Below are 21,755 nucleotides of genomic sequence, written 5' to 3'. Positions count from 1 at the left end.
TGGAGAAAACATGAGGAATCACAGAATTTCTTTGCAGGATATCGCTACGCTTGCAGGCGTGACAAAAATGACGGTGAGCCGTTACATCCGCTCGCCGAAAAAAGTCGCCAGGGAAACCGGCGAGCGTATTGCGCAGATCATGGAGGAAATTAACTACATACCAAATCGCGCGCCAGCTATGCTGTTAAACGCGCAAAGTTACACTCTGGGCGTGCTGATCCCCTCTTTTCAGAACCAGTTGTTTGCCGACATTCTTGCCGGGATTGAATCCGTAACGTCGGGTCATAACTACCAAACTCTCATTGCGAATTACAATTACAATCGCGATTCGGAAGAAGAGTCCGTTATCAATTTACTGTCTTACAATATCGACGGCATTATTCTTTCAGAAAAATATCATACCCTCAGAACCGTCAAATTCCTGCGCTCAGCTACCCTCCCGATTGTAGAACTCATGGATATCCAGGGCGATCGCTTAGATATGGAGGTGGGGTTTGATAACCGTCAGGCCGCCTTTGATATGGTCAGCACCATGCTGGATAAACGCCAGCGGCGAAAAATCCTCTATCTGGGTTCAAAAGACGATATCCGTGATGAGCAGCGTTATCACGGCTACTGCGATGCGATGACGCGCCGGGGGCTGGCGCCGTTGCGCATCAATCCCCGCGCTATCTCCTCTATCCATCTGGGGATACAGCTAATGCGTGATGCGCTTACTGCGCACCCGGACGTGGATGGCGTCTTTTGTACTAACGACGATATCGCAATGGGCGCTCTACTGTGGTGCCGCGAGCGTCAACTGGCCGTACCGGAGCAGATCTCCATCGCTGGCTTCCACGGTCTGGAGATGGGCAGGCAAATGATACCGAGCCTCGCCAGCGTAATTACCCCTCGTTTTGAGATCGGGCGCAGAGCCGCGCAGATGTTGCTCAACAAAATTAAAAATAACGATCTCAACCATAATACGATTGATTTGGGTTATCAGATTTATCACGGCAGCACGTTATAAATTTTTTGTTCTACTTTTTCCCGCAGCTTGCCTGAGCTTAACGGGTAGCCAAAAGCGCCACGCGTCAGGTTACGCACTACATCATTTGAGGAATACCTGGCGGTCTGCCGGATGGCGGCGCTAACGCCTTATCCGGCCTACGGGTCCGGAGTAGGCCTGAAAAGCACAGCGCCATCAGGCCTACGATTACTGTGATTACGACTTACGCAGCATTAGCCAGAGGCTAATCAGGAAGAAAGACGCGCTCGGCAGCAGCGCGCCGACAATCGGCGGAATGCCGTATACCAGCGTCAGCGGGCCAAAAATCTGGTCGAGAACGTAAAAGACGAAGCCGAAGCTAATCCCCGTTACCACGCGCACGCCCATCGGCACACTACGCAGCGGTCCAAAGATAAACGACAGCGCCATCAGCATCATCACCGCCACGGAGAGCGGCTGGAAGATTTTACTCCACATATTGAGCTGATAACGTCCGGCGTCCTGTCCGCTCGACTTCAGATATTTAACGTAGTTATGCAGACCGCTGATGGAAAGCGCATCCGGGTCCAGCGCCACCACGCCTAACTTATCCGGCGTCAGATTCGTTTTCCAGGTGCCGCTCACCGTCTGCGAACCGGTGATCTGTTTCGGGTTTTGCAGATCGGACTCATCCACCTGCGACAAACGCCAGACCTTATGCTCCGGGTCGAATTTTGCCGAAGCGGCGTAACGCACCGACTGCAAACGACGCTGATCGTTGAAAGCGTAAATACTAATGCCGGCCAGCTCCTCGTCGCCCTTCACTCGTTCAATATAGACAAAGTTATTCCCGTCTTTCGCCCACAGACCTTGCTGGGTGGAAAGCAGCGAACCGCCATACATCGCCTGCGCACGATAGTTACGCGCCATCTGCTCGCCCTGCGGGGCGACCCATTCGCCGATCGCCATGGTTAACAGCACCAGGGGGATAGCCGTTTTCATCACCGACAGCGCCACCTGCATACGGGTGAAACCCGATGCCTGCATCACCACCAGTTCGCTACGCTGCGCCAGCATCCCCAGTCCCAGCAGCGCGCCAAGCAGCGCCGCCATAGGAAAGAAGATCTGGATATCCTTAGGTACGCTGAGCAGGGTGTACATACCCGCGCCCAGCGCGTCGTAGTTACCCTGCCCCGCTTTTTTCAGCTGATCGACAAACTTGATGATCCCGGAGAGCGACACCAGCATGAACAACGTCATCATGATGGTGGTAAAAATGGTTTTACCGATATAGCGGTCAAGTACACCAAATGGCTGCATTATACCGCTCCTTTACGCAGAAAACGGGCACGCAGGCGGCGGACCGGCACCGTATCCCACAGGTTTAAACCAATCGCCAACGCCAGATAGATCAGGTTGACCGCCCACATCCAGATAACCGGGTCCAGTTTGCCTTTACCGCCATTCGATTTAATGGAGGTCTGGATCAGGAAGAACAGCAGATAAAGCAGCATGGCGGGCAACATAGACAAGACACGCCCCTGACGTGGATTCACCACGCTGAGCGGCACGACCATCAGCGCCATCATAAATACGGTAAAGACTAACGTGATACGCCAGTGCAGCTCGGCGCGAGCGCGATCGTTGTCGGTATTCCACAGCGTGCGCATGTCCATCTGGTCGGTATCGTTCGGGTCCAGCGCCACGGCCTGATGGCCAATAATCGCCTGATAGTTCTGGAAGTCGGTGATGCGAAAATCGCGTAGCAACGCCGTTCCTTCAAAACGCGTCCCTTTGTTTAAGGTGACAACCTGGGAACCATCGCGCAACTGAGTAAGGTGTCCGGAATCGGCCACTACCACAGAAGGACGAGCATTGCCCTTAGGGCGAATTTGCGCCAGGAAAACATCGTGGAAGTCGCTGCCGTCAACGCTTTCGATAAACAGCACCGAGCTGCCGTTAGTCGCCTGCTGGAATTGCCCCTGCGCCAACGCCGCCATACCGGGGTTCGCTTTCGCCTCCGCCAGCACTTCATCCTGGTGTTTTGACGACCAGGGGCCGGCCCACATCACGTTAACCGCCGCAAGGATACCGGTAAATAACGCCAGTACCATAGCAGCCTTTACCAGTACGGCTTTGCTCAACCCACAGGCGTGCATGACCGTAATTTCACTTTCGGTATACAGTTTGCCCAGCGTCATCAGCAGCCCCAGGAACAGGCTTAAAGGCAGGATGAGCTGCGCCATTTCCGGTACGCCCAGCCCCAGAAGCGAGAGCACCAGATTTGCGGGAATATCGCCGTCAACCGCCGCGCCGAGAATCCTCACTAACTTTTGACAAAAGAAGATCAAAAGTAAGATGAAGAGTATCGCCAGCTGGCTTTTGAGCGTCTCCCGCACCAGATATCTTATGATTATCACTTTAAATACGCCCGTAAAAACCCATTTTTTTGCTGGAATTTAGCTTGTTTCATGGCTTAAACGTCATTTATTCTCTTGAGTCGTCGAAATCATCGCTAAGATCATTATACTCAGCGGATTCACCTCTCAGAACTTGTTCTGACGTGCCAATGCCGTAATAACGTTAAGATTAACACGAAGTCACCGCAACAGCGGACATGAGTTACGAAAGCTTTCAATTTCTATACTCTAATGGATTTCGAGTTGCAGGCAGGCGGCAAGACTGTGAAGCCCCGGAGCTTACATCAGGTAAGCGACAGGGGTGAGCAGGCGCAGCCAACGCATCTGCAACTTGAAAGACGACGAGTATAGCTGTAGCCACCACTGTTGTCTTTAAGATTCAGGAGCATAGTGCATGGAGTTCAGTGTAAAAAGCGGTAGCCCGGAGAAACAGCGGAGTGCCTGCATTGTCGTGGGCGTCTTTGAACCGCGTCGCCTTTCTCCGATTGCAGAACAGCTCGACAAAATTAGCGACGGATACATCAGCGCATTGCTGCGTCGCGGCGAACTGGAAGGAAAACCGGGGCAGACTCTGTTGCTGCACCATGTTCCTAACGTTCTTTCCGAGCGAATCCTCCTCATTGGTTGCGGCAAAGAGCGCGAGCTTGATGAACGTCAGTATAAGCAGGTTATTCAGAAAACGATAAATACTCTGAATGATACCGGTTCGATGGAAGCCGTCTGTTTCCTGACCGAACTGCACGTCAAAGGCCGCAACAACTACTGGAAAGTGCGTCAGGCCGTCGAAACGGCCAAAGAGACGCTTTATAGCTTTGATCAACTCAAGACCAACAAGAGCGAGCCGCGCCGCCCGCTACGTAAGATGGTCTTTAATGTGCCGACCCGCCGTGAGCTCACCAGCGGCGAACGCGCCATTCAGCACGGTCTGGCCATCGCCGCCGGGATTAAGGCCGCGAAAGATCTCGGCAACATGCCGCCCAATATCTGTAACGCCGCCTACCTGGCGTCACAGGCGCGCCAGTTGGCTGACAGCTACAGCAAAAATGTCATTACCCGCGTCATCGGCGAACAGCAAATGCGCGAACTGGGTATGAACGCTTATCTGGCGGTCGGCCACGGTTCGCAGAATGAATCGCTGATGTCGGTGATTGAGTACAAGGGCAATCCATCCGAAGACGCGCGCCCGATCGTGCTGGTGGGTAAAGGCCTGACCTTCGACTCCGGCGGCATCTCCATCAAGCCATCTGAAGGGATGGACGAGATGAAGTACGACATGTGCGGCGCGGCGGCGGTTTACGGCGTGATGCGTATGGTTGCCGAGCTTCAGCTACCGATTAACGTTATCGGCGTGCTGGCGGGCTGTGAAAACATGCCGGGCGGACGCGCGTATCGTCCGGGCGACGTGCTGACCACCATGTCTGGTCAAACGGTTGAAGTGCTGAATACCGATGCTGAAGGCCGTCTGGTTTTGTGCGACGTGCTGACCTACGTTGAACGCTTCGAGCCGGAAGCGGTTATCGACGTCGCGACGCTAACCGGCGCCTGCGTGATTGCGCTGGGCCATCACATTACCGGTCTGATGTCGAACCACAACCCGCTGGCGCACGAACTGATTGGCGCGTCCGAGCAGTCGGGTGACCGCGCGTGGCGTCTGCCGCTGGGTGATGAGTATCAGGAACAACTGGAGTCTAACTTCGCGGATATGGCCAACATCGGCGGCCGTCCTGGCGGGGCGATCACCGCAGGCTGCTTCCTGGCGCGCTTTACCCGTAAGTACAACTGGGCGCACCTGGACATCGCGGGCACCGCATGGCGCTCCGGTAAGGCCAAGGGCGCAACCGGCCGTCCGGTGGCGCTGCTGTCGCAGTTCCTGCTGAACCGCGCCGGGTTTAACGGCGAAGAGTAAGGCACAACCCCCTCACCCTAACCCTCTCCCCACAGGGGAGAGGGAACCAACCTTCCCCGCGTTCGGGAAGGGAGTCAGGGGGCGATTTAAATCCACCACAAGAAGCCCCATATATGAAAAATGCGACGTTCTATCTTCTGGATAATGACACTACCGTCAACGGTTTAAGCGCCGTTGAACAACTGGTGTGTGAAATTGCCGCAGAACGTTGGCGCGCCGGCAAGCGCGTGCTGATCGCCTGCGAAGATGAGAAGCAGGCCATTCGCCTGGATGAAGCGCTGTGGGCGAGACCGGCGGAAAGTTTTGTCCCGCACAATCTGGCAGGCGAAGGCCCACGCGGCGGCGCGCCGGTTGAAATCGCCTGGCCGCAAAAACGCAACAGCAGCCCACGCGATATTTTAATCAGCCTGCGTACAAGCTTTGCAGATTTTGCCACCGCTTTCACAGAAGTGGTAGACTTCGTCCCTTACGAAGAAACTTTGAAACAACTGGCGCGCGAACGCTACAAAGCCTACCGCGTGGCTGGTTTTAACCTGAATACGGCAACCTGGAAATAATGGAAAAGACATATAACCCCCAAGATATCGAACAGCCGCTTTACGAGCACTGGGAAAAGCAGGGCTATTTCAAGCCTAACGGCGACGAAAGCAAAGAGTCCTTCTGCATCATGATCCCGCCGCCGAACGTCACCGGCAGTTTGCATATGGGACATGCTTTCCAGCAAACCATCATGGATACCATGATCCGTTACCAGCGTATGCAGGGTAAAAACACCCTGTGGCAGGTCGGCACCGACCACGCTGGGATCGCGACCCAGATGGTGGTTGAGCGCAAGATTGCCGCTGAAGAAGGTAAAACCCGTCACGACTACGGCCGCGATGCGTTTATCGACAAAATCTGGCAGTGGAAAGCGGAATCCGGCGGCACCATTACCCGTCAGATGCGCCGTCTCGGCAACTCCGTTGACTGGGAGCGCGAGCGCTTCACCATGGACGAAGGTCTTTCCAATGCCGTGAAAGAAGTCTTTGTCCGCCTGTACAAAGAAGACCTGATTTACCGTGGCAAACGCCTGGTGAACTGGGACCCGAAGCTGCGCACCGCCATCTCTGACCTGGAAGTGGAAAACCGCGAGTCCAAAGGCTCCATGTGGCACATCCGCTATCCGCTGGCCGACGGCGCGAAAACCGCAGACGGTAAAGATTACCTGGTCGTCGCCACCACCCGTCCGGAAACCGTACTGGGCGATACCGGCGTGGCCGTGAACCCGGAAGATCCACGTTATAAAGATCTGATTGGCAAATTCGTTATTCTGCCGCTGGTTAACCGCCGCATTCCAATCGTTGGCGACGAACATGCCGATATGGAAAAAGGCACCGGCTGCGTGAAGATCACCCCGGCGCACGACTTTAACGACTATGAAGTCGGGAAACGTCACGCCCTGCCGATGATCAACATCCTGACCTTTGACGGCGACATTCGCGAAAGCGCGGAAGTGTTCGATACCAAAGGTGAAGAGTCTGACGTTTATTCCAGCGAGATTCCGGCTGAGTTCCAGAAGCTGGAACGCTTTGCTGCCCGTAAGGCCATCGTTGCTGCCGTTGACGCGCTGGGCCTGCTGGAAGAAATTAAACCGCACGATCTGACCGTTCCTTACGGCGACCGTGGCGGCGTAGTTATCGAACCGATGCTGACCGACCAGTGGTACGTCCGTGCAGACGTGCTGGCGAAACCGGCGGTGGAAGCGGTTGAGAACGGCGACATCCAGTTCGTGCCGAAGCAGTACGAAAACATGTACTTCTCCTGGATGCGTGATATCCAGGACTGGTGTATCTCTCGTCAGCTGTGGTGGGGTCACCGTATCCCGGCATGGTACGACAACGACGGCAACGTCTACGTTGGCCGTACCGAAGACGAAGTGCGTCAGGAAAATAACCTCGGCGCCGACGTTGCGCTTCGTCAGGACGAAGACGTTCTTGATACCTGGTTCTCCTCCGCACTGTGGACTTTCTCTACCCTCGGCTGGCCGGAAAACACCGACGCGCTGCGTCAGTTCCACCCGACCAGCGTGATGGTTTCCGGCTTCGATATCATCTTCTTCTGGATTGCCCGCATGATCATGATGACCATGCACTTCATCAAAGATGAAAACGGCAAGCCGCAGGTGCCGTTCCATACCGTTTACATGACCGGTCTGATTCGCGACGACGAAGGCCAGAAGATGTCCAAATCCAAGGGTAACGTTATCGACCCGCTGGATATGGTGGACGGCATCTCCCTGCCGGAACTGCTGGAAAAACGCACCGGCAACATGATGCAGCCGCAGATGGCGGAGAAAATCCGCAAGCGTACCGAGAAGCAGTTCCCGAACGGCATTGAGCCGCACGGCACCGACGCCCTGCGCTTTACCCTGGCGGCGCTGGCCTCGACCGGCCGCGACATCAACTGGGATATGAAGCGTCTGGAAGGTTACCGTAACTTCTGTAACAAGCTGTGGAACGCCAGCCGCTTTGTGCTGATGAACACCGAAGAGCAGGATTGCGGCTTCAACGGCGGCGAAATGACTCTGTCGCTGGCGGACCGCTGGATCCTGGCGGAATTCAACCAGACCGTTAAAGCCTACCGCGAAGCACTGGATAGCTTCCGCTTCGATATCGCCGCAGGCATCCTGTACGAGTTCACCTGGAACCAGTTCTGCGACTGGTATCTGGAGCTGACCAAGCCGGTAATGAACGGTGGCACCGAAGCCGAACTGCGCGGCACCCGCCATACGCTGGTCACCGTGCTGGAAGGTTTGCTGCGTCTGGCGCACCCGATCATTCCGTTCATCACCGAAACCATCTGGCAGCGCGTGAAGGTTATCTGTGGCATTACCGCCGATACCATTATGCTGCAGCCGTTCCCGGAATATAACGCCGCACAGGTGGATGAAGCCGCGTTGGCCGATACCGAGTGGCTGAAGCAGGCGATCGTCGCGGTACGTAACATTCGTGCGGAAATGAACATCGCCCCGGGCAAACCGCTGGAACTGCTGCTGCGCGGCTGTAGTGAAGAAGCCGTTCGTCGTGTTAACGACAACCGTAGCTTCCTGCAAACCCTGGCGCGTCTGGAAAGCATCACCGTGCTGCCAGCCGATGACAAAGGCCCGGTTTCCGTGACCAAAATTATCGACGGCGCTGAACTGCTGATCCCGATGGCTGGCCTCATCAACAAAGAAGATGAGCTGGCGCGTCTGGCGAAAGAAGTAGCGAAAATCGAAGGCGAGATTGCCCGTATCGAAGGCAAACTCTCCAACGAAGGTTTCGTCGCCCGTGCGCCGGAAGCGGTGATTGCCAAAGAGCGTGAGAAGCTGGACGGTTACGCAGAAGCCAAAGCGAAGCTGATTGAGCAGCAGGCGGTTATTAGCGCGCTGTAATCTGAAAGCCTGATGGCGCTTCGCTTACCAGGCCTACACGTTCGCTTATTGACATGGCGCGATCGGTAGGCCGGATAAGGCATTCACGCCGCCATCCGACAACATGAATTATGGGCCGACGTAAACGTCGGCCTTTTTACATCAGATAAACGGGAAGTAAGGCATGATGCCACGAGAAATCCACATTAGCAGGCTGTTTTCCAGCGGCTTCTCATCATTGGTTAACTCAAGCGAATCCAGATCGCCCTGGACCTGTGTATTCTGCGCCAGCCAGCTCACCAGCCAAATTTTCAACCACGGATAAGCCAGCCCTAAGGTCACGCCGGAAATCACAAACACCACCAGTAACCGCCACAGCATACCGTGTGCAGTGACAGAGGAATGAAAACGAATCGAATCGTTCGCCAGTGACAAATTGTTTAAAAACAGGTTGCGTAACGCCACATATAAGTAACTGGTTACCACAATAATCGCGAGAAAATAGAGGAAATAACATGCCATTATCTGGCCATAATATTGCAGAATAAGCGCCCCTCCTGCCTGCGCATTCCCCATCATACTCAAAAGAATCATGTCGGTGAACACCGGCGCGATTAGATAACCAATCACGACAGCAAAAGGGAAAAGGGTCAACATTGCCAACACGCACCCTCTGATGCACGTTTTAACATTAACCTGAATCGAGAAACGATGAATGCCAAAGTTTGCGCCATTGCCAAACAAGGTCATCCATTTGCTGTAGGTAATACCGTTAATGACCCCTATCCCAATAATAGCCAGCAAACCGAGAAAAACGATATTGAACACTAAACCGCCGACGGCGATGGTTACCAGTGAGATAATATAAAGAACAATATAAAGCGCCACCATCAGGAGTACCGGGAGAGCGAACATGTACCACCAGGCGCGCCGCATGGAACACTGGAATCCAAAATGTACGCCATTAAGCGAAGTCATCATCGCCTGATACTGTAATCCTTTCACCGCCATAAAAGGAATAATCGCAATTAATAAGCCGAATAGCGTAAAACCGAGACCGGGATGACCGTGCTCAATAAGAGAGAGGCTAACAATATAAATAATAAAAACTAACAACACACTAATAAATAATGCGCCGCCCGTGGCTTTATAAGCAAAAGGCTGATTGTTTAGCGTCATATTAGTATAAATATAACGTCGACATTTCACCATCGCCCACGGCGCATAGATTCCCAACGTGATACACGTCAACAAGAAATTCACAAGGCAAATAACAAAATACTTTCCGCCCTTGCCTGTAAACACCAACGTGTGATTATGGTTATCTTTACTACTGATAACGTTATTCATGAATCATATCCCTGAATTACAATCTATTAGAATTAATAATAAAAACCAGTAAATTGTTACTGATTTGACTACGATACTATTTTTGTTTAATTTTTCCGCCTTTTATTTTGTCTGATTCAGGATCTCCTTGCGCGTAACTCAAGACAGTGGTATTAAAGTAATCTATAAATAAATTTTAAAAATTGAGCCATATTATGAATAATGTCGCCTCGCCAACGCTCACGGTGCGCCGAATCACTACCGCCGACAATGCCGCTATTGCCCGTGTCATCCGTCAGGTTTCAGCGGAATACGGACTTACCGCCGATAAAGGTTATACCGTTGCCGACCCCAATCTGGATGAACTGTATCAGGTTTATAGCCAACCGGGCGCGGCCTACTGGGTGGTAGAGCAAAACGGTTGTGTGGTGGGCGGCGGCGGCGTGGCGCCGTTATCCTGTAGCGAACCAGACATTTGTGAACTGCAAAAAATGTATTTTTTACCGGTGATTCGTGGTCAGGGGCTGGCGAAAAAGCTGGCGCTGATGGCGCTGGATCATGCCCGTGAACAGGGTTTTAAACGCTGCTATCTGGAAACAACGGCTTTTTTACGCGAGGCGATTGCGCTATACGAACGTTTAGGATTTGAACATATTAGCGAACCGCTCGGCTGCACCGGACATGTCGATTGCGAAGTGAGGATGTTAAAGGATCTCTGAAAACCAGGCGTTTATTTATCCTCGCCAGGTATTATTTTTGCTGATATAAGTAATCCCGGAAACATCCTGTTATCCGGGAATCACTTATTATTCAAGGAAGTTATAAATGAAACGCTTATTATCAGCAATTGTTTTCCCCGCTATGTTTATTAGTATCTCTAATGTATATGCATTAGATATACAGCCCGGCGAATGGAAAATGGAAAATATAGAAATGCGCACCATCAATCCAGATACAAAAGAAGTATTAATGGATGAAAAAAATTCGGGCATAGCGACGCTTATGTGTTATACCCCTAAAATGTCTGAAGATTCTAAAAAAATGGTGAAGGGGTTTTCTACCAGTGCAGGCGGTTGCACGACAACATTTGTAGAAAGTACGGATACCAAACTGATCAATGAGACTGTCTGTAATAATCCTGATGTCAAATCGCACTCTATTGTAGAAACGACGAAAATAAGCGATACAGAATTTGCGATGACCATGAAATCGGATGTCGATGCAGGAGGTAATAAAACAACCTCCATCAACAAAATTAAACAAACCTTTGTTGGCAAGACCTGCTCTGAAGCGTCAAAAGGCGTGAAACAGTAAGTATTTCAACACAAGAACCCGTAGTGATGATGCAAAAATGGCATTGTTCACGGTCACCTTTCGGGAATATAACACTGAGTGAGTTCTTTTTGCCTGCCGCAGGGCAGGCTTTACTCAGGACAGAATATCATGAAAATGACTATTTCTGCTCGCCAGCAGTTTGATGTCGGGCGGATGACCACGCAGGTGGCGACAGCGTAAAAGATAAAAACGCTAATCTTTAATTTTACCCTTTATCCGGCGGCTGGCACGCCGCTATGAAAACGAAACTCGCGGTCTGGCGACAAGATAAGGTCAGCTTCCACCTCGCCAAAATAGCGCACGCGCGCAGAAATGTCCTCGGCGGAAATCTGCTGCGCCAGCGCCAGGTAATCCTGATAATGCCGCGCTTCGGAGCGCAGAAGCGAGAGATAAAACGTCTGTAAATCCTCATCCAGCCAGGGCGCCAGAGCGGCAAAACGTTCGCAGGAGCGGGCTTCGATATACGCCCCGCAAATCAGCTTATCAATTAAGGTGAGCGGTTCGTGCGTGCGTACCGCTTTCAACATTCCTTTCGCGTAGCGGCTGGCGGTGATTTTCACATAAGGAATGTTTCTGGCCTGCATGACCTCGCGTACCTGCCAAAAATGGTGCAACTCCTCTTTAATCAATAACACCATACGGTCGATAAGCTGACGTCCCCAGGGGTCATCAGTTTGCGGCATGGCGCTTTTGCTAATCTGTTTATGCAGGGCAACAAAATCCGGCTCCGGCCCCTGACGAAACGCGAACGCCTCGTAAGGTTGCAACCAGGAGAGCAGCGCGTCGGCGCCCGATTTATCGGCGACATATTTACGCACCAACAGCAACGCGGTTTGCGCAGCCTTCAGTTCGCAGATCAAGTGATCGGTAAGCAGAAGAGGAAGATTTTGCGGATCGCGGGCCTGGACAATCCACGCCTGCGGCGTCGGGCAATGCAGGAAATTAAGCACCGGAGAGAGTATTTGCGGGTAATTCATACGTAACCTGTTAAAAAAATACGACAGCAAACGCTGCCGTACCGTCATACTATGCAGCTTTAGTGACGCACGCCGTCGTCATCTTCATCGACATAATCGTCGTCATCACCCTCTTCGCCATTAGGGTCTTCAAAATAGGTTCCCCAGCCGTCGTATTCGACATCATATTTTTCCGCCAGGTTCATCAGTTGCTCAACCTGAGCGTCGATGAGTTCGGCGTTCAACGCGCACTCGCTGAGGATGTCGCAACAAATAACCGTATCGCCCTCTTCCACTTCCAGCTCTTCCGGCTCCGTCACTTCATAGCCGAGTTTAAAGGCTTCTACCGCGGCTTTTTCCAACGTTTCGAAATCGTCAGCGGAAAGGTGATGCTCGATAGTGTACAGCGCATCCGGATCGCTGCCGTCCTCAAGTAACTCTTCAATAATTAACCGCGTTTCTTCACGCTGCTCTTCCAGTAATTCCGGGTTTGCCATAGCTCGTTCCTCATAGATGTCCTGCCGATACTCTTATTGTCACATACCGCCGACGTTGCCTCCACCTTATCGAGAAAAGTTTTATCAAACAGGGTTGCAAATGAATAATCATCCATATAAAGTGAATTTTAATTCAATGACAGGCCTAAGCCATGTGAGGGAAGTATGTCTACGTTTTACCAAAAACCTTTTTTAAAGTTACTTGATTTCACCGCCAGCGAGCTCATTGCTCTGTTGCAGCTTGCCGCCAAACTGAAAGCCGATAAGAAAAACGGTAAAGAAGAACAAAAGCTGGTGGGTAAGAATATTGCGCTCATCTTCGAAAAAGACTCGACCCGGACACGATGCTCTTTCGAAGTTGCCGCATACGATCAGGGGGCGCGCGTGACGTACCTGGGTTCCAGCGGGAGCCAGATCGGCCATAAAGAGTCCATCAAAGATACTGCCCGCGTCCTGGGCCGGATGTTTGACGGTATTCAGTATCGAGGATATGGCCAGGAGATCGTCGAAACGCTGGCTGAATATTCCGGTGTGCCGGTATGGAACGGTTTAACCGATGAGTATCACCCAACGCAATTACTGGCGGATCTGCTCACCATGCAGGAACATCTGCCGGGTAAAGCCTTTAACGAGATGACGTTGGTCTATGCCGGAGACGCGCGTAATAACATGGGTAACTCCATGCTGGAAGCCGCCGCGTTAACAGGATTGGATCTCCGTCTGGTCGCGCCAAAAGCCTGCTGGCCGCAAGCCGCGTTAGTGGCGGAGTGCAGCGCCATGGCGAAAAAGAACGGCGGCGCCATCACCCTGACCGAAGATATCGCCTCGGGCGTAAAAGGTGCGGATTTTATCTATACCGATGTTTGGGTCTCTATGGGCGAACCCAAAGAGAAATGGGCGGAGCGTATTGCCCTGCTGCGTGATTATCAGGTCAACAGCCAGATGATGGCCTTAACCGGCAATCCGCAGGTTAAGTTCCTGCATTGTCTGCCTGCGTTCCATGATGACGAAACCACACTCGGCAAAAAAATGGCCGAAGAGTACGGTTTACATGGCGGGATGGAGGTGACCGACGAGGTTTTTGAGTCTGCGGCCAGCATTGTCTTTGATGAAGCGGAAAACCGCATGCATACCATCAAAGCAGTAATGGTAGCGACGCTGTCTAAATAATGTCGTGATGATGCCGGATGGCGGTTGGCCTACAAGATCGCAACGTGCAGGCGCCGCCATCCGGCACAAAATATTACGCCATCAGCATTTTCACAACCGCTTTACGTACCCGCGCCGGTTCTCCCACCGCGCACAGGGGCTTATGCACTTCGCCGGGATAAAACACCACAAAGTCGCCTTCGTTCAGGACGACGGTTTTCTCGTCGACGCTCGTCGGTAAAAATGCAATGTCTTTATCCGCCAGCCAGTCCGTGTGCGGCGTTCCCGCAGGCCGGGTACTGAATGCCATCCCTTCCTGACCTTGTAGCACAATCTGAATATCAAGATAACGGGCGTGATACTCTGCGCTGCGCGATTCGCCCGGCTCCGTCATATTTTCAGAAATCATATAAAACAACCTGTCGCCGTCAATGTCATACTTACCTGGCGCGGTCGTTGCCGTGACATGCGCATTGACGTGCTCAATCGCCTGCCGTAACGCCGTCGGCAGCCAGGCCTCCAGATGTTCAATATTGCCAATAATCATCGCATCCCCTTAGTTAAAACAGCGTTTTATATTTCTCTTTATACGAGAAAAATGGCTGCCATACTACCCTTACTCTCATCGATTTTGCGCCAGCGCATGTTTATCGCCAGCGGTGTTTATATATTGTTAATAGTTCGCCCAACTTTATGCAGTACCTATGCATAAACCCCAGCGGCGCCAAATTGCCATCACTAACAACGCTTTGATATTAAAGGCGTTAACATAAAAACGTTTTAGCGATCACAATTCGCTCTCCCTGCATAAATGACTTCTCTATCCATAGTTATTTTTAAATTATTTAAATATCCCCGATAATAAAATCCCCCTCACGCATAGTTATGCAACCCTTAAAAATAATCACTTTATTTTCAATAAGTTAATTTTTAAATATCATTCAATACAACAAACAAATAATTAACAATAAAAAAATAACAAACCATATAGCTGCGTAGTAATTCATTTAATGCCTTATTGTTTTTTGAATTTCTCTGACCCGGCTCATATATTAAGTAAGAAAAATAGCACTCCTTGATTGATGTGAATCTCATCACATTAACAACCCAAATAAAATTCAATCATTGCTCCCGAATTTAACTGAAACGCCGCGACTGCAAGCACGCTAAATATTTGCAGCCACTCCTTCTTTATTCTTGAAATTATGTAAAAGGTATAATGATGGAAAAGCATTTTGTCGGTTCTGAAATCGGTCAATTACGCAGCGTAATGTTGCATCGGCCCAATCTCAGCCTAAAAAGACTTACCCCTTCAAATTGTCAGGAATTACTTTTTGACGATGTATTATCCGTAGAGCGCGCTGGCGAAGAGCATGACATTTTTGCCAACACGCTGCGCCAGCAAGGGATAGAAGTGTTGCTGTTAACCGACCTGCTCACCCAAACGCTGGATGTGGCTGACGCTAAAGCCTGGCTACTGGACACGCAAATTTCCGATTATCGCCTTGGGCCCACCTTTGCCGCAGATATTCGCGCCTGGCTGGCGGATATGCCGCACCGTGAACTGGCTCGCCATTTAAGCGGCGGTTTAACTTACGGCGAAATCCCCGCCTCCATAAAAAATATGGTGGTCGATACTCACGATATTAATGACTTTATTATGAAGCCATTACCGAATCACCTATTTACCCGTGACACGTCCTGCTGGATATATAACGGCGTCTCAATTAACCCCATGGCGAAACCTGCACGCCAACGTGAAACGAATAATTTACGTGCTATTTATCGCTGGCATCCTCAATTCGCAGGCGGTGATTTCATTAAATATTTCGGCGACGAGGACATTAATTACGACCACGCCACTTTAGAGGGCGGCGATGTGCTGGTGATTGGCCGCGGCGCGGTGTTGATCGGTATGTCTGAACGTACTACGCCGCAGGGCGTCGAGTTCCTGGCGCAGGCATTGTTTAAACATCGTCAGGCGGAACGCGTCATTGCCGTTGAACTGCCAAAACATCGCTCCTGTATGCACCTTGACACCGTCATGACCCACATTGATATCGACACCTTCTCCGTCTATCCGGAAGTCGTTCGCCCGGACGTGCAGTGCTGGACGCTGACGCCAGACGGACGCGGCGGTCTGAAACGAACCCAGGAGAGCACGCTGGTTCATGCTCTTGAAACAGCGCTTGGCATCGATCAGGTGCGCTTAATCACCACTGGCGGCGACGCATTTGAAGCTGAGCGCGAACAGTGGAATGACGCCAATAACGTGCTCACCCTGCGTCCCGGCGTGGTGGTGGGCTATGAGCGCAACATCTGGACCAACGAAAAATACGACAAAGCCGGCATTACCGTCCTTCCCATTCCCGGCGATGAGCTGGGTCGCGGGCGCGGGGGCGCACGCTGCATGAGCTGTCCACTGGAACGCGATGGTATTTAAAGGAGACGTTATGGAAAACAAACGCACACTGATCGTCGCGCTGGGCGGCAATGCGCTGCTCAAACGCGGCGAACCGCTGGAGGCTGATATTCAGCGTAAAAATATCGAACTGGCGGCCAGAACCATCGCCCAGCTTACGCGGCAATGGCGCGTAGTGTTAGTGCACGGCAATGGCCCACAGGTAGGACTGCTGGCGCTACAAAATAGCGCCTACGCTAACGTTACGCCCTACCCGCTCGATATTCTCGGTGCGGAAAGCCAGGGCATGATTGGCTACATGCTGCAACAGGCGCTGAAGAATCATCTGCCGGAGCGTGAAATCAGCGTCCTGCTCACCCAGGTCGAAGTCGATGCCAACGACCCGGCATTCCTCAATCCAACCAAATATATCGGACCGATTTACGACGAAGCGCAGGCCCGTGCGTTACAGGCAGAAAAGGGCTGGGTATTCAAAGCCGACGGTAACGCCTTCCGCCGCGTTGTGCCCTCCCCGCAGCCGAAACGCATTGTGGAAAACGATGCCATCCGCGCGCTGATTAGCCGCGATCACCTGGTTATCTGTAACGGCGGCGGCGGCGTGCCGGTCGTGGAAAAAGCCGATGGCTACCATGGTATCGAGGCGGTGATCGACAAAGATCTGTCCGCCGCCCTGCTTGCCAGCCAAATTCACGCCGACGCGCTGCTCATTCTGACCGATGCCGACGCGGTGTATCTCGACTGGGGCAAGCCCACCCAACGCCCGCTGGCGCAGGTTACGCCGGAGCTGCTTCGTGAAATGCAGTTCGACGCCGGTTCGATGGGCCCGAAAGTGACCGCCTGCGCTGAGTTTGTCAGCCATTGCCGCGGCATTGCCGGAATCGGCTCGCTGGCGGATGGGCAAGCCATTCTCGCGGGCGAGAAAGGCACTTTGATTCGGTGTGAAACCGCCGACGTTGACGCATAAGGCTTTTTACCGGATGGCGGCTTCCGCCTTATTCGGCCTACAGAGCGCGCATAACCGTGGGCCGGATAAGCGCAGCGCCATCAGGCAATTCATTTTAACAAGGATATTGTAATGGTTATTTCACTGAAAAATCGTAACTTTTTGAAGCTGCTTGACTACACCCCGGCGGAAATCCAACACCTCATCGATCTGGCTATTGAGTTGAAAGCCGCAAAAAAAGCCGGATGCGAAAAGCAAACGCTGATCGGCAAAAACATCGCGCTGATTTTTGAAAAAACCTCTACCCGCACCCGATGCGCGTTTGAAGTCGCCGCGTTCGACCAGGGCGCGCAGGTGACTTATCTCGGCCCAAGCGGCTCGCAGATCGGCCATAAAGAGTCCATGAAAGATACTGCTCGCGTCCTGGGGCGGATGTATGACGGCATCGAATATCGCGGTTTTGGTCAACACATTGTGGAAGAGCTGGGGGAATACGCGGGCGTTCCCGTCTGGAACGGCCTGACCGATGGATTTCACCCCACACAGATCCTGGCCGATCTGATGACCATGCTGGAACACGCGCCGGGTAAAACGCTGCCGGAACTGAGCTTCGCCTACCTGGGCGACGCGCGCAACAACATGGGCAACTCGCTGATGGTGGGCGCGGCGAAGATGGGCATGGATATCCGCCTGATAGCGCCAAAGTCCTTCTGGCCTGATGCCGCGCTGGTCGCGCAGTGCCGGGAAATCGCCAGCGTTACCGGCGCTCGTATCACCTTAACGGAGAGTGTTGAAGATGGCGTTCACGGTGTGGATTTCCTCTATACCGACGTCTGGGTCTCGATGGGAGAGCCCAAAGAAGCCTGGGCGGAGCGCGTCAGTCTGATGACGCCATATCAGGTCAACCAGCAGGTGGTAAACGCTACCGGTAATCCTGATGTGAAGTTTATGCACTGCCTGCCCGCCTTCCATAACGAGCACACCAAAGTGGGACGCGAAATCGAAATGGCTTACGGCCTGAAAGGACTGGAGGTCACGGAAGAGGTGTTCGAGTCCGCAGGCTCGATAGTCTTCGATGAAGCGGAAAACCGGATGCACACCATCAAAGCGGTCATGGTGGCGACGCTCGGCGACTAATCCCACAGGATATGCGCCCTTGCGGCGCATATCCGTGATATCAGGAGAGAACATCATGGGTAAATTTAAATTTCCCACCGCTTATACCATCCTGTTTATTCTTATTGCCCTGGTCGCGGTGATGACCTGGATTGTGCCGGCGGGAAAATACCAAATGGCGATGAACGCCACGCTGGGAAAAGAGGTGCCGGTGGCGGGAACGTATGCCCCTGTGGACGCGCATCCGCAAGGGATTACCGCTGTTTTACTGGCGCCGATTGACGGCCTCTATAACCACGAAACCTACACCGCCGGCGCCATTGACGTCGCGCTGTTTGTCTTGATTATCGGCGGCTTTCTGGGGGTGGTGAATAAAACGGGGGCGATTGATGCCGGTATTGAACGGGTAACTATCAAACTCAACGGCAAAGATGAGTGGATGATCCCCATTCTGATGGCGCTGTTCGCCGCAGGCGGCACTATCTATGGCATGGCGGAGGAGTCGTTGCCCTTCTACACGCTGCTGGTGCCGGTTATGATGGCGGCCCGCTTCGATCCGTTAGTGGCCGCGGCAACCGTACTGCTCGGCGCGGGGATAGGCACGCTCGGTTCGACCATTAACCCTTTCGCCACGGTCATTGCCGCCAACGCCGCCGGCATCCCTTTTACTCAGGGAATGCTGATGCGCGTACTGCTGTTAATTGTCGGCTACGTACTGTGCGTGTTTTGGGTAATGCGCTATGCGCGCAAAGTCCGCGCCCATCCTGAGCTTTCTATCGTGGCGGATAAAATGGCGGAAAATCGCGCCCATTTTCTCGGCAATCGCGCCAATACTCTGCTGGAGTTTACGGCTACCCGGAAATGGGTACTGCTGATCTTCGCCGCCTCTTTCGCGGTGATGATTTACGGCGTGGCGGTTCTCGGCTGGTGGATGGCGGAAATCTCCGGCGTTTTTCTGGCGGCGGCGATTATCGTTGGCGTGATAACGCGGATGGGTGAGGAAGCGTTCACCAGTACCTTTATCGACGGCGCGCGGGATTTGCTCGGCGTGGCGCTAATTATTGGTATCGCGCGCGGCATTGTGGTGGTCATGGATAACGGTATGATTACCCACACCATTTTGCACAGCGCGGAAAGTCTGGTTTCCGGTCTATCTACCACCATTTTCATAAACGTAACCTACTGGCTGGAAGTATTGCTCTCCTTCCTGGTGCCCTCCTCTTCCGGTCTTGCCGTATTGACAATGCCCATTATGGCGCCGTTAGCGGATTTTGCCCACGTACAGCGGGATTTGGTCGTAACCGCCTACCAGTCGGCCTCCGGGATTGTGAACCTGGTTACTCCCACCTCCGCCGTGGTCATGGGCGGTCTGGCAATCGCGCGGGTTCCCTATGTCCGCTATCTGAAATGGGTCGCGCCGCTGTTGCTGATCCTGACATTGCTGAATATGGCGGTACTGAGCATCGGAGCGATGATGTAACGAGCCAGATGGCGACGCGTCTTATCCGACAGGACTGATAAGCACAGCGCCATCAGGCACGCCGTCACCTTTTTTGATCGGCTTCTCATTTTCCTGCAAAACCGCCCGATTGATCCGCAATCGATGTGACAAATGTGATGAATTTCGCCAGTCCGTTGATATTAATAATAAAGATAAGGTGCATTTATGAAGGAATACGATGATTACTCCGCCAAAGAACAACAGCAACTGGCGGTTTGTCAGCGCCTGATTAGTGAAAAAAGTTACCTGTCCCAGGAGGAGATTCGCCGCGATTTACAAAATGAGGGATTTGAAGGTATCAGCCAGTCTACGGTTTCGCGCCTGCTCAAGCTGCTGGGCGCAATAAAAATCAGAAATACGAAGGGACAAAAGATTTATTCCGTAAATCCCCAGCGGCGTCCTTCGCCGGATGCCGGACGTTCAATAGCTGAAATGGTCGTCAGCGTTGAACATAATAGCGAATTTATCCTTATCCATACGGCGGCAGGTTATGGTCGCGCCGTCGCGAGAATTCTGGATTACCACGCATTGCCGGAAATTCTCGGCGTCGTTGCCGGTAGCAGTATTGTCTGGGTCGCACCACGGGTCGTTCAGCGTACGGCGCTGGTACACAAACAAATTAATTATTTGCTTAAAATGAATTTAAATTCATAAGAACCGTTTGCGATGAGTAAATCATGCATTAATTCGCTTGATCCCAAAACAGAGCTGAGTATAATCGCGGACAATTTGCCGGGAGGAAGCATGGTTCAGTGTGTACGACATTCTGTCTTACCGCGTCTGAAAAAGGACGCAGGCCTGCCGTTTTTCTTTCCGTTGAAAACCAATACCAAGCCCCTCAATTGAGGGGCTTTTTTTTGCCCAGGCGTCAGGAGATAAACATGGCTAACCCGCTATATCAAAAACATATCATTTCCATAAACGACCTCAGCCGCGACGATCTTAATCTGGTACTGGCCACGGCGGCGAAATTAAAAGCCAACCCGCAGCCGGAGCTATTGAAACATAAAGTGATCGCCAGCTGCTTTTTCGAAGCCTCCACGCGTACCCGCCTGTCGTTTGAAACTTCAATGCATCGCCTGGGCGCCAGCGTAGTGGGCTTCTCCGACAGCGCCAACACGTCGCTGGGGAAAAAAGGAGAAACGTTAGCCGACACGATCTCAGTGATTAGCACTTACGTGGACGCGATTGTGATGCGCCATCCGCAAGAAGGCGCGGCACGTCTGGCGACGGAGTTTTCCGGTCAGGTGCCGGTGCTCAATGCGGGCGACGGTTCGAACCAGCATCCGACGCAGACCCTGTTGGATCTGTTCACCATCCAGGAAACGCAGGGCCGTCTGGATAACCTGCATATCGCGATGGTCGGCGATCTGAAATATGGCCGCACCGTGCATTCGCTAACCCAGGCGCTGGCGAAATTTAGCGGCAACCGTTTTTATTTTATCGCGCCGGACGCGCTGGCGATGCCGCAGTACATTCTGGATATGCTGGATGAAAAAGGGATGGCCTGGAGCCTGCATGGTTCTATTGAAGAGGTCATGGCCGACGTCGACATCCTCTATATGACTCGCGTACAGAAAGAGCGTCTCGACCCGTCGGAGTACGCCAATGTGAAGGCGCAGTTTGTTCTGCGCGCCAGCGACCTGAACGGCGCGCGTGAAAATATGAAAGTGCTGCACCCGCTGCCGCGGATTGATGAAATCACCACGGATGTGGATAAAACGCCACACGCCTGGTACTTCCAACAGGCGGGCAACGGTATTTTCGCTCGCCAGGCGTTACTGGCGTTAGTACTGAATAGCGAACTGAGTCTGTAAGGGAGA

General features: G+C 52.6%; 23 protein-coding genes and 1 pseudogene. 16 read left to right on the top strand and 8 right to left on the bottom strand.

Annotated elements, in window-relative coordinates:
- Positions 1-10 precede the first annotated feature (10 nt).
- A complete protein-coding gene (locus ACLJQJ_RS14295) occupies positions 11-1,009 on the top strand; it encodes a LacI family DNA-binding transcriptional regulator (protein ID WP_001244065.1) in 999 nt (332 codons plus the stop codon).
- 195 nt (positions 1,010-1,204) lie between these two features.
- Here ACLJQJ_RS14295 and lptG read toward each other — a convergent pair whose 3' ends face one another.
- From lptG to ACLJQJ_RS14280, 3 genes are all read right to left on the bottom strand, one after another.
- Positions 1,205-2,287 (bottom strand): LPS export ABC transporter permease LptG, encoded by a 1,083-nt coding sequence (gene lptG, locus ACLJQJ_RS14290; RefSeq protein WP_001182242.1) that lies wholly within the window; start codon positions 2,285-2,287, stop codon positions 1,205-1,207.
- The gene (lptF, locus tag ACLJQJ_RS14285; RefSeq protein ID WP_000584132.1) at positions 2,287-3,387 is read right to left on the bottom strand and encodes an LPS export ABC transporter permease LptF; all 1,101 of its coding nucleotides are present in this window, start codon (positions 3,385-3,387) and stop codon (positions 2,287-2,289) included. Before lptF ends, lptG begins: the two co-directional genes overlap by 1 nt.
- A gap of 63 nt (positions 3,388-3,450) precedes the next feature.
- Positions 3,451-3,501, bottom strand: coding sequence for a hypothetical protein (locus ACLJQJ_RS14280; protein WP_212724070.1), 51 nt, complete (start codon positions 3,499-3,501; stop codon positions 3,451-3,453).
- 280 nt (positions 3,502-3,781) lie between these two features.
- On the opposite strand from ACLJQJ_RS14280, the gene pepA reads away from it, so the two are divergent.
- From pepA to ACLJQJ_RS14265, 3 genes are all read left to right on the top strand, one after another.
- Positions 3,782-5,293 carry a leucyl aminopeptidase gene (gene pepA, locus ACLJQJ_RS14275; RefSeq protein ID WP_063808984.1) on the top strand — a complete coding sequence of 504 codons (1,512 nt, stop codon included), beginning with the start codon at positions 3,782-3,784 and terminating at the stop codon, positions 5,291-5,293.
- A gap of 113 nt (positions 5,294-5,406) precedes the next feature.
- The gene (holC, locus tag ACLJQJ_RS14270; RefSeq protein ID WP_001523689.1) at positions 5,407-5,850 is read left to right on the top strand and encodes a DNA polymerase III subunit chi; all 444 of its coding nucleotides are present in this window, start codon (positions 5,407-5,409) and stop codon (positions 5,848-5,850) included.
- Positions 5,850-8,705 carry a valine--tRNA ligase gene (locus tag ACLJQJ_RS14265; protein WP_063808985.1) on the top strand — a complete coding sequence of 952 codons (2,856 nt, stop codon included), beginning with the start codon at positions 5,850-5,852 and terminating at the stop codon, positions 8,703-8,705. Before holC ends, ACLJQJ_RS14265 begins: the two co-directional genes overlap by 1 nt.
- Before the next feature lie 141 nt (positions 8,706-8,846).
- On the opposite strand, the gene ACLJQJ_RS14260 is transcribed toward ACLJQJ_RS14265, so the two are convergent.
- Positions 8,847-10,034 (bottom strand): YjgN family protein, encoded by a 1,188-nt coding sequence (locus ACLJQJ_RS14260; protein ID WP_001066974.1) that lies wholly within the window; start codon positions 10,032-10,034, stop codon positions 8,847-8,849.
- Positions 10,035-10,228: 194 nt separating this feature from the next.
- On the opposite strand from ACLJQJ_RS14260, the gene ACLJQJ_RS14255 reads away from it, so the two are divergent.
- The 3 genes from ACLJQJ_RS14255 (at position 10,229) to ACLJQJ_RS14245 (ending at position 11,528) form a co-directional block, all read left to right on the top strand.
- Positions 10,229-10,732: a GNAT family N-acetyltransferase gene (locus tag ACLJQJ_RS14255; RefSeq protein WP_001519079.1), complete on the top strand. Its 504-nt coding sequence runs from the start codon at positions 10,229-10,231 to the stop codon at positions 10,730-10,732.
- Positions 10,733-10,838: 106 nt separating this feature from the next.
- Positions 10,839-11,327 (top strand): DUF3617 domain-containing protein, encoded by a 489-nt coding sequence (locus tag ACLJQJ_RS14250; protein ID WP_000826193.1) that lies wholly within the window; start codon positions 10,839-10,841, stop codon positions 11,325-11,327.
- Between the two features lie 78 nt (positions 11,328-11,405).
- Positions 11,406-11,528: a hypothetical protein gene (locus ACLJQJ_RS14245; RefSeq protein WP_254892993.1), complete on the top strand. Its 123-nt coding sequence runs from the start codon at positions 11,406-11,408 to the stop codon at positions 11,526-11,528.
- 32 nt (positions 11,529-11,560) lie between these two features.
- Here ACLJQJ_RS14245 and miaE read toward each other — a convergent pair whose 3' ends face one another.
- Entirely contained in the window at positions 11,561-12,373 is an 813-nt protein-coding gene (gene miaE / locus ACLJQJ_RS14240) for a tRNA isopentenyl-2-thiomethyl-A-37 hydroxylase MiaE (protein WP_000218459.1), read from the bottom strand.
- Positions 12,374-12,384: 11 nt separating this feature from the next.
- Positions 12,385-12,801 carry a ribonuclease E inhibitor RraB gene (rraB, locus tag ACLJQJ_RS14235; RefSeq protein ID WP_000002940.1) on the bottom strand — a complete coding sequence of 139 codons (417 nt, stop codon included), beginning with the start codon at positions 12,799-12,801 and terminating at the stop codon, positions 12,385-12,387.
- A 16-nt stretch (positions 12,802-12,817) separates the two neighbouring features.
- Here rraB and argL point away from each other — a divergent pair, with 16 nt between their 5' ends.
- Together argL and argF (ACLJQJ_RS14225) are read left to right on the top strand one after the other, a co-directional pair.
- A complete protein-coding gene (gene argL / locus ACLJQJ_RS14230; protein WP_394355172.1) occupies positions 12,818-12,997 on the top strand; it encodes a putative translational regulatory protein ArgL in 180 nt (59 codons plus the stop codon).
- On the top strand, positions 12,967-13,971 hold the full coding sequence (gene argF / locus ACLJQJ_RS14225; RefSeq protein WP_063808986.1) for an ornithine carbamoyltransferase: 1,005 nt from the start codon (positions 12,967-12,969) through the stop codon (positions 13,969-13,971). Before argL ends, argF (ACLJQJ_RS14225) begins: the two co-directional genes overlap by 31 nt.
- 73 nt (positions 13,972-14,044) lie before the next feature.
- Here the strand turns inward: argF (ACLJQJ_RS14225) and ACLJQJ_RS14220 are convergent, their stop codons facing one another.
- Complete coding sequence (locus ACLJQJ_RS14220; protein WP_000583455.1) at positions 14,045-14,497, bottom strand: YhcH/YjgK/YiaL family protein; 453 nt, start codon at positions 14,495-14,497, stop codon at positions 14,045-14,047.
- A 675-nt stretch (positions 14,498-15,172) separates the two neighbouring features.
- Between ACLJQJ_RS14220 and arcA the strand changes: the two genes are divergently transcribed.
- The 5 genes from arcA to ACLJQJ_RS14195 all read left to right on the top strand — a co-directional run bounded on the left by arcA (position 15,173) and on the right by ACLJQJ_RS14195 (position 20,586).
- Positions 15,173-16,393 carry an arginine deiminase gene (arcA, locus tag ACLJQJ_RS14215; protein ID WP_000410846.1) on the top strand — a complete coding sequence of 407 codons (1,221 nt, stop codon included), beginning with the start codon at positions 15,173-15,175 and terminating at the stop codon, positions 16,391-16,393.
- Positions 16,394-16,403: 10 nt separating this feature from the next.
- Positions 16,404-17,336: a carbamate kinase gene (gene arcC / locus ACLJQJ_RS14210; RefSeq protein ID WP_063808987.1), complete on the top strand. Its 933-nt coding sequence runs from the start codon at positions 16,404-16,406 to the stop codon at positions 17,334-17,336.
- A 111-nt stretch (positions 17,337-17,447) separates the two neighbouring features.
- Entirely contained in the window at positions 17,448-18,452 is a 1,005-nt protein-coding gene (argF, locus tag ACLJQJ_RS14205) for an ornithine carbamoyltransferase (RefSeq protein ID WP_063808988.1), read from the top strand.
- A gap of 55 nt (positions 18,453-18,507) precedes the next feature.
- Entirely contained in the window at positions 18,508-19,911 is a 1,404-nt protein-coding gene (locus ACLJQJ_RS14200) for a YfcC family protein (RefSeq protein ID WP_000514423.1), read from the top strand.
- A 186-nt stretch (positions 19,912-20,097) separates the two neighbouring features.
- Positions 20,098-20,586: an arginine repressor gene (locus tag ACLJQJ_RS14195; protein WP_000666051.1), complete on the top strand. Its 489-nt coding sequence runs from the start codon at positions 20,098-20,100 to the stop codon at positions 20,584-20,586.
- On the opposite strand, the pseudogene ACLJQJ_RS14190 reads toward ACLJQJ_RS14195, so the two are convergent.
- Positions 20,556-20,697: pseudogene (locus ACLJQJ_RS14190) on the bottom strand (hypothetical protein). The gene ACLJQJ_RS14195 and the pseudogene ACLJQJ_RS14190 overlap by 31 nt on opposite strands.
- Here ACLJQJ_RS14190 and pyrL point away from each other — a divergent pair.
- Both pyrL and pyrB read left to right on the top strand, forming a co-directional pair.
- Positions 20,677-20,778: a pyr operon leader peptide gene (gene pyrL / locus ACLJQJ_RS14185; protein ID WP_000249504.1), complete on the top strand. Its 102-nt coding sequence runs from the start codon at positions 20,677-20,679 to the stop codon at positions 20,776-20,778. The pseudogene ACLJQJ_RS14190 and the gene pyrL overlap by 21 nt on opposite strands.
- A 35-nt stretch (positions 20,779-20,813) precedes the next feature.
- The gene (gene pyrB / locus ACLJQJ_RS14180; protein ID WP_000013055.1) at positions 20,814-21,749 is read left to right on the top strand and encodes an aspartate carbamoyltransferase; all 936 of its coding nucleotides are present in this window, start codon (positions 20,814-20,816) and stop codon (positions 21,747-21,749) included.
- The last annotated feature ends 6 nt before the right edge of the window (positions 21,750-21,755 follow it).

Source organism: Salmonella sp. SAL04202 (assembly GCF_046550775.1).
Classification (GTDB): domain Bacteria; phylum Pseudomonadota; class Gammaproteobacteria; order Enterobacterales; family Enterobacteriaceae; genus Salmonella; species Salmonella enterica.
The sequence above is the reverse complement of the archived record's forward strand: the minus strand, read 5'-3'. Positions and strand labels throughout refer to the sequence as shown.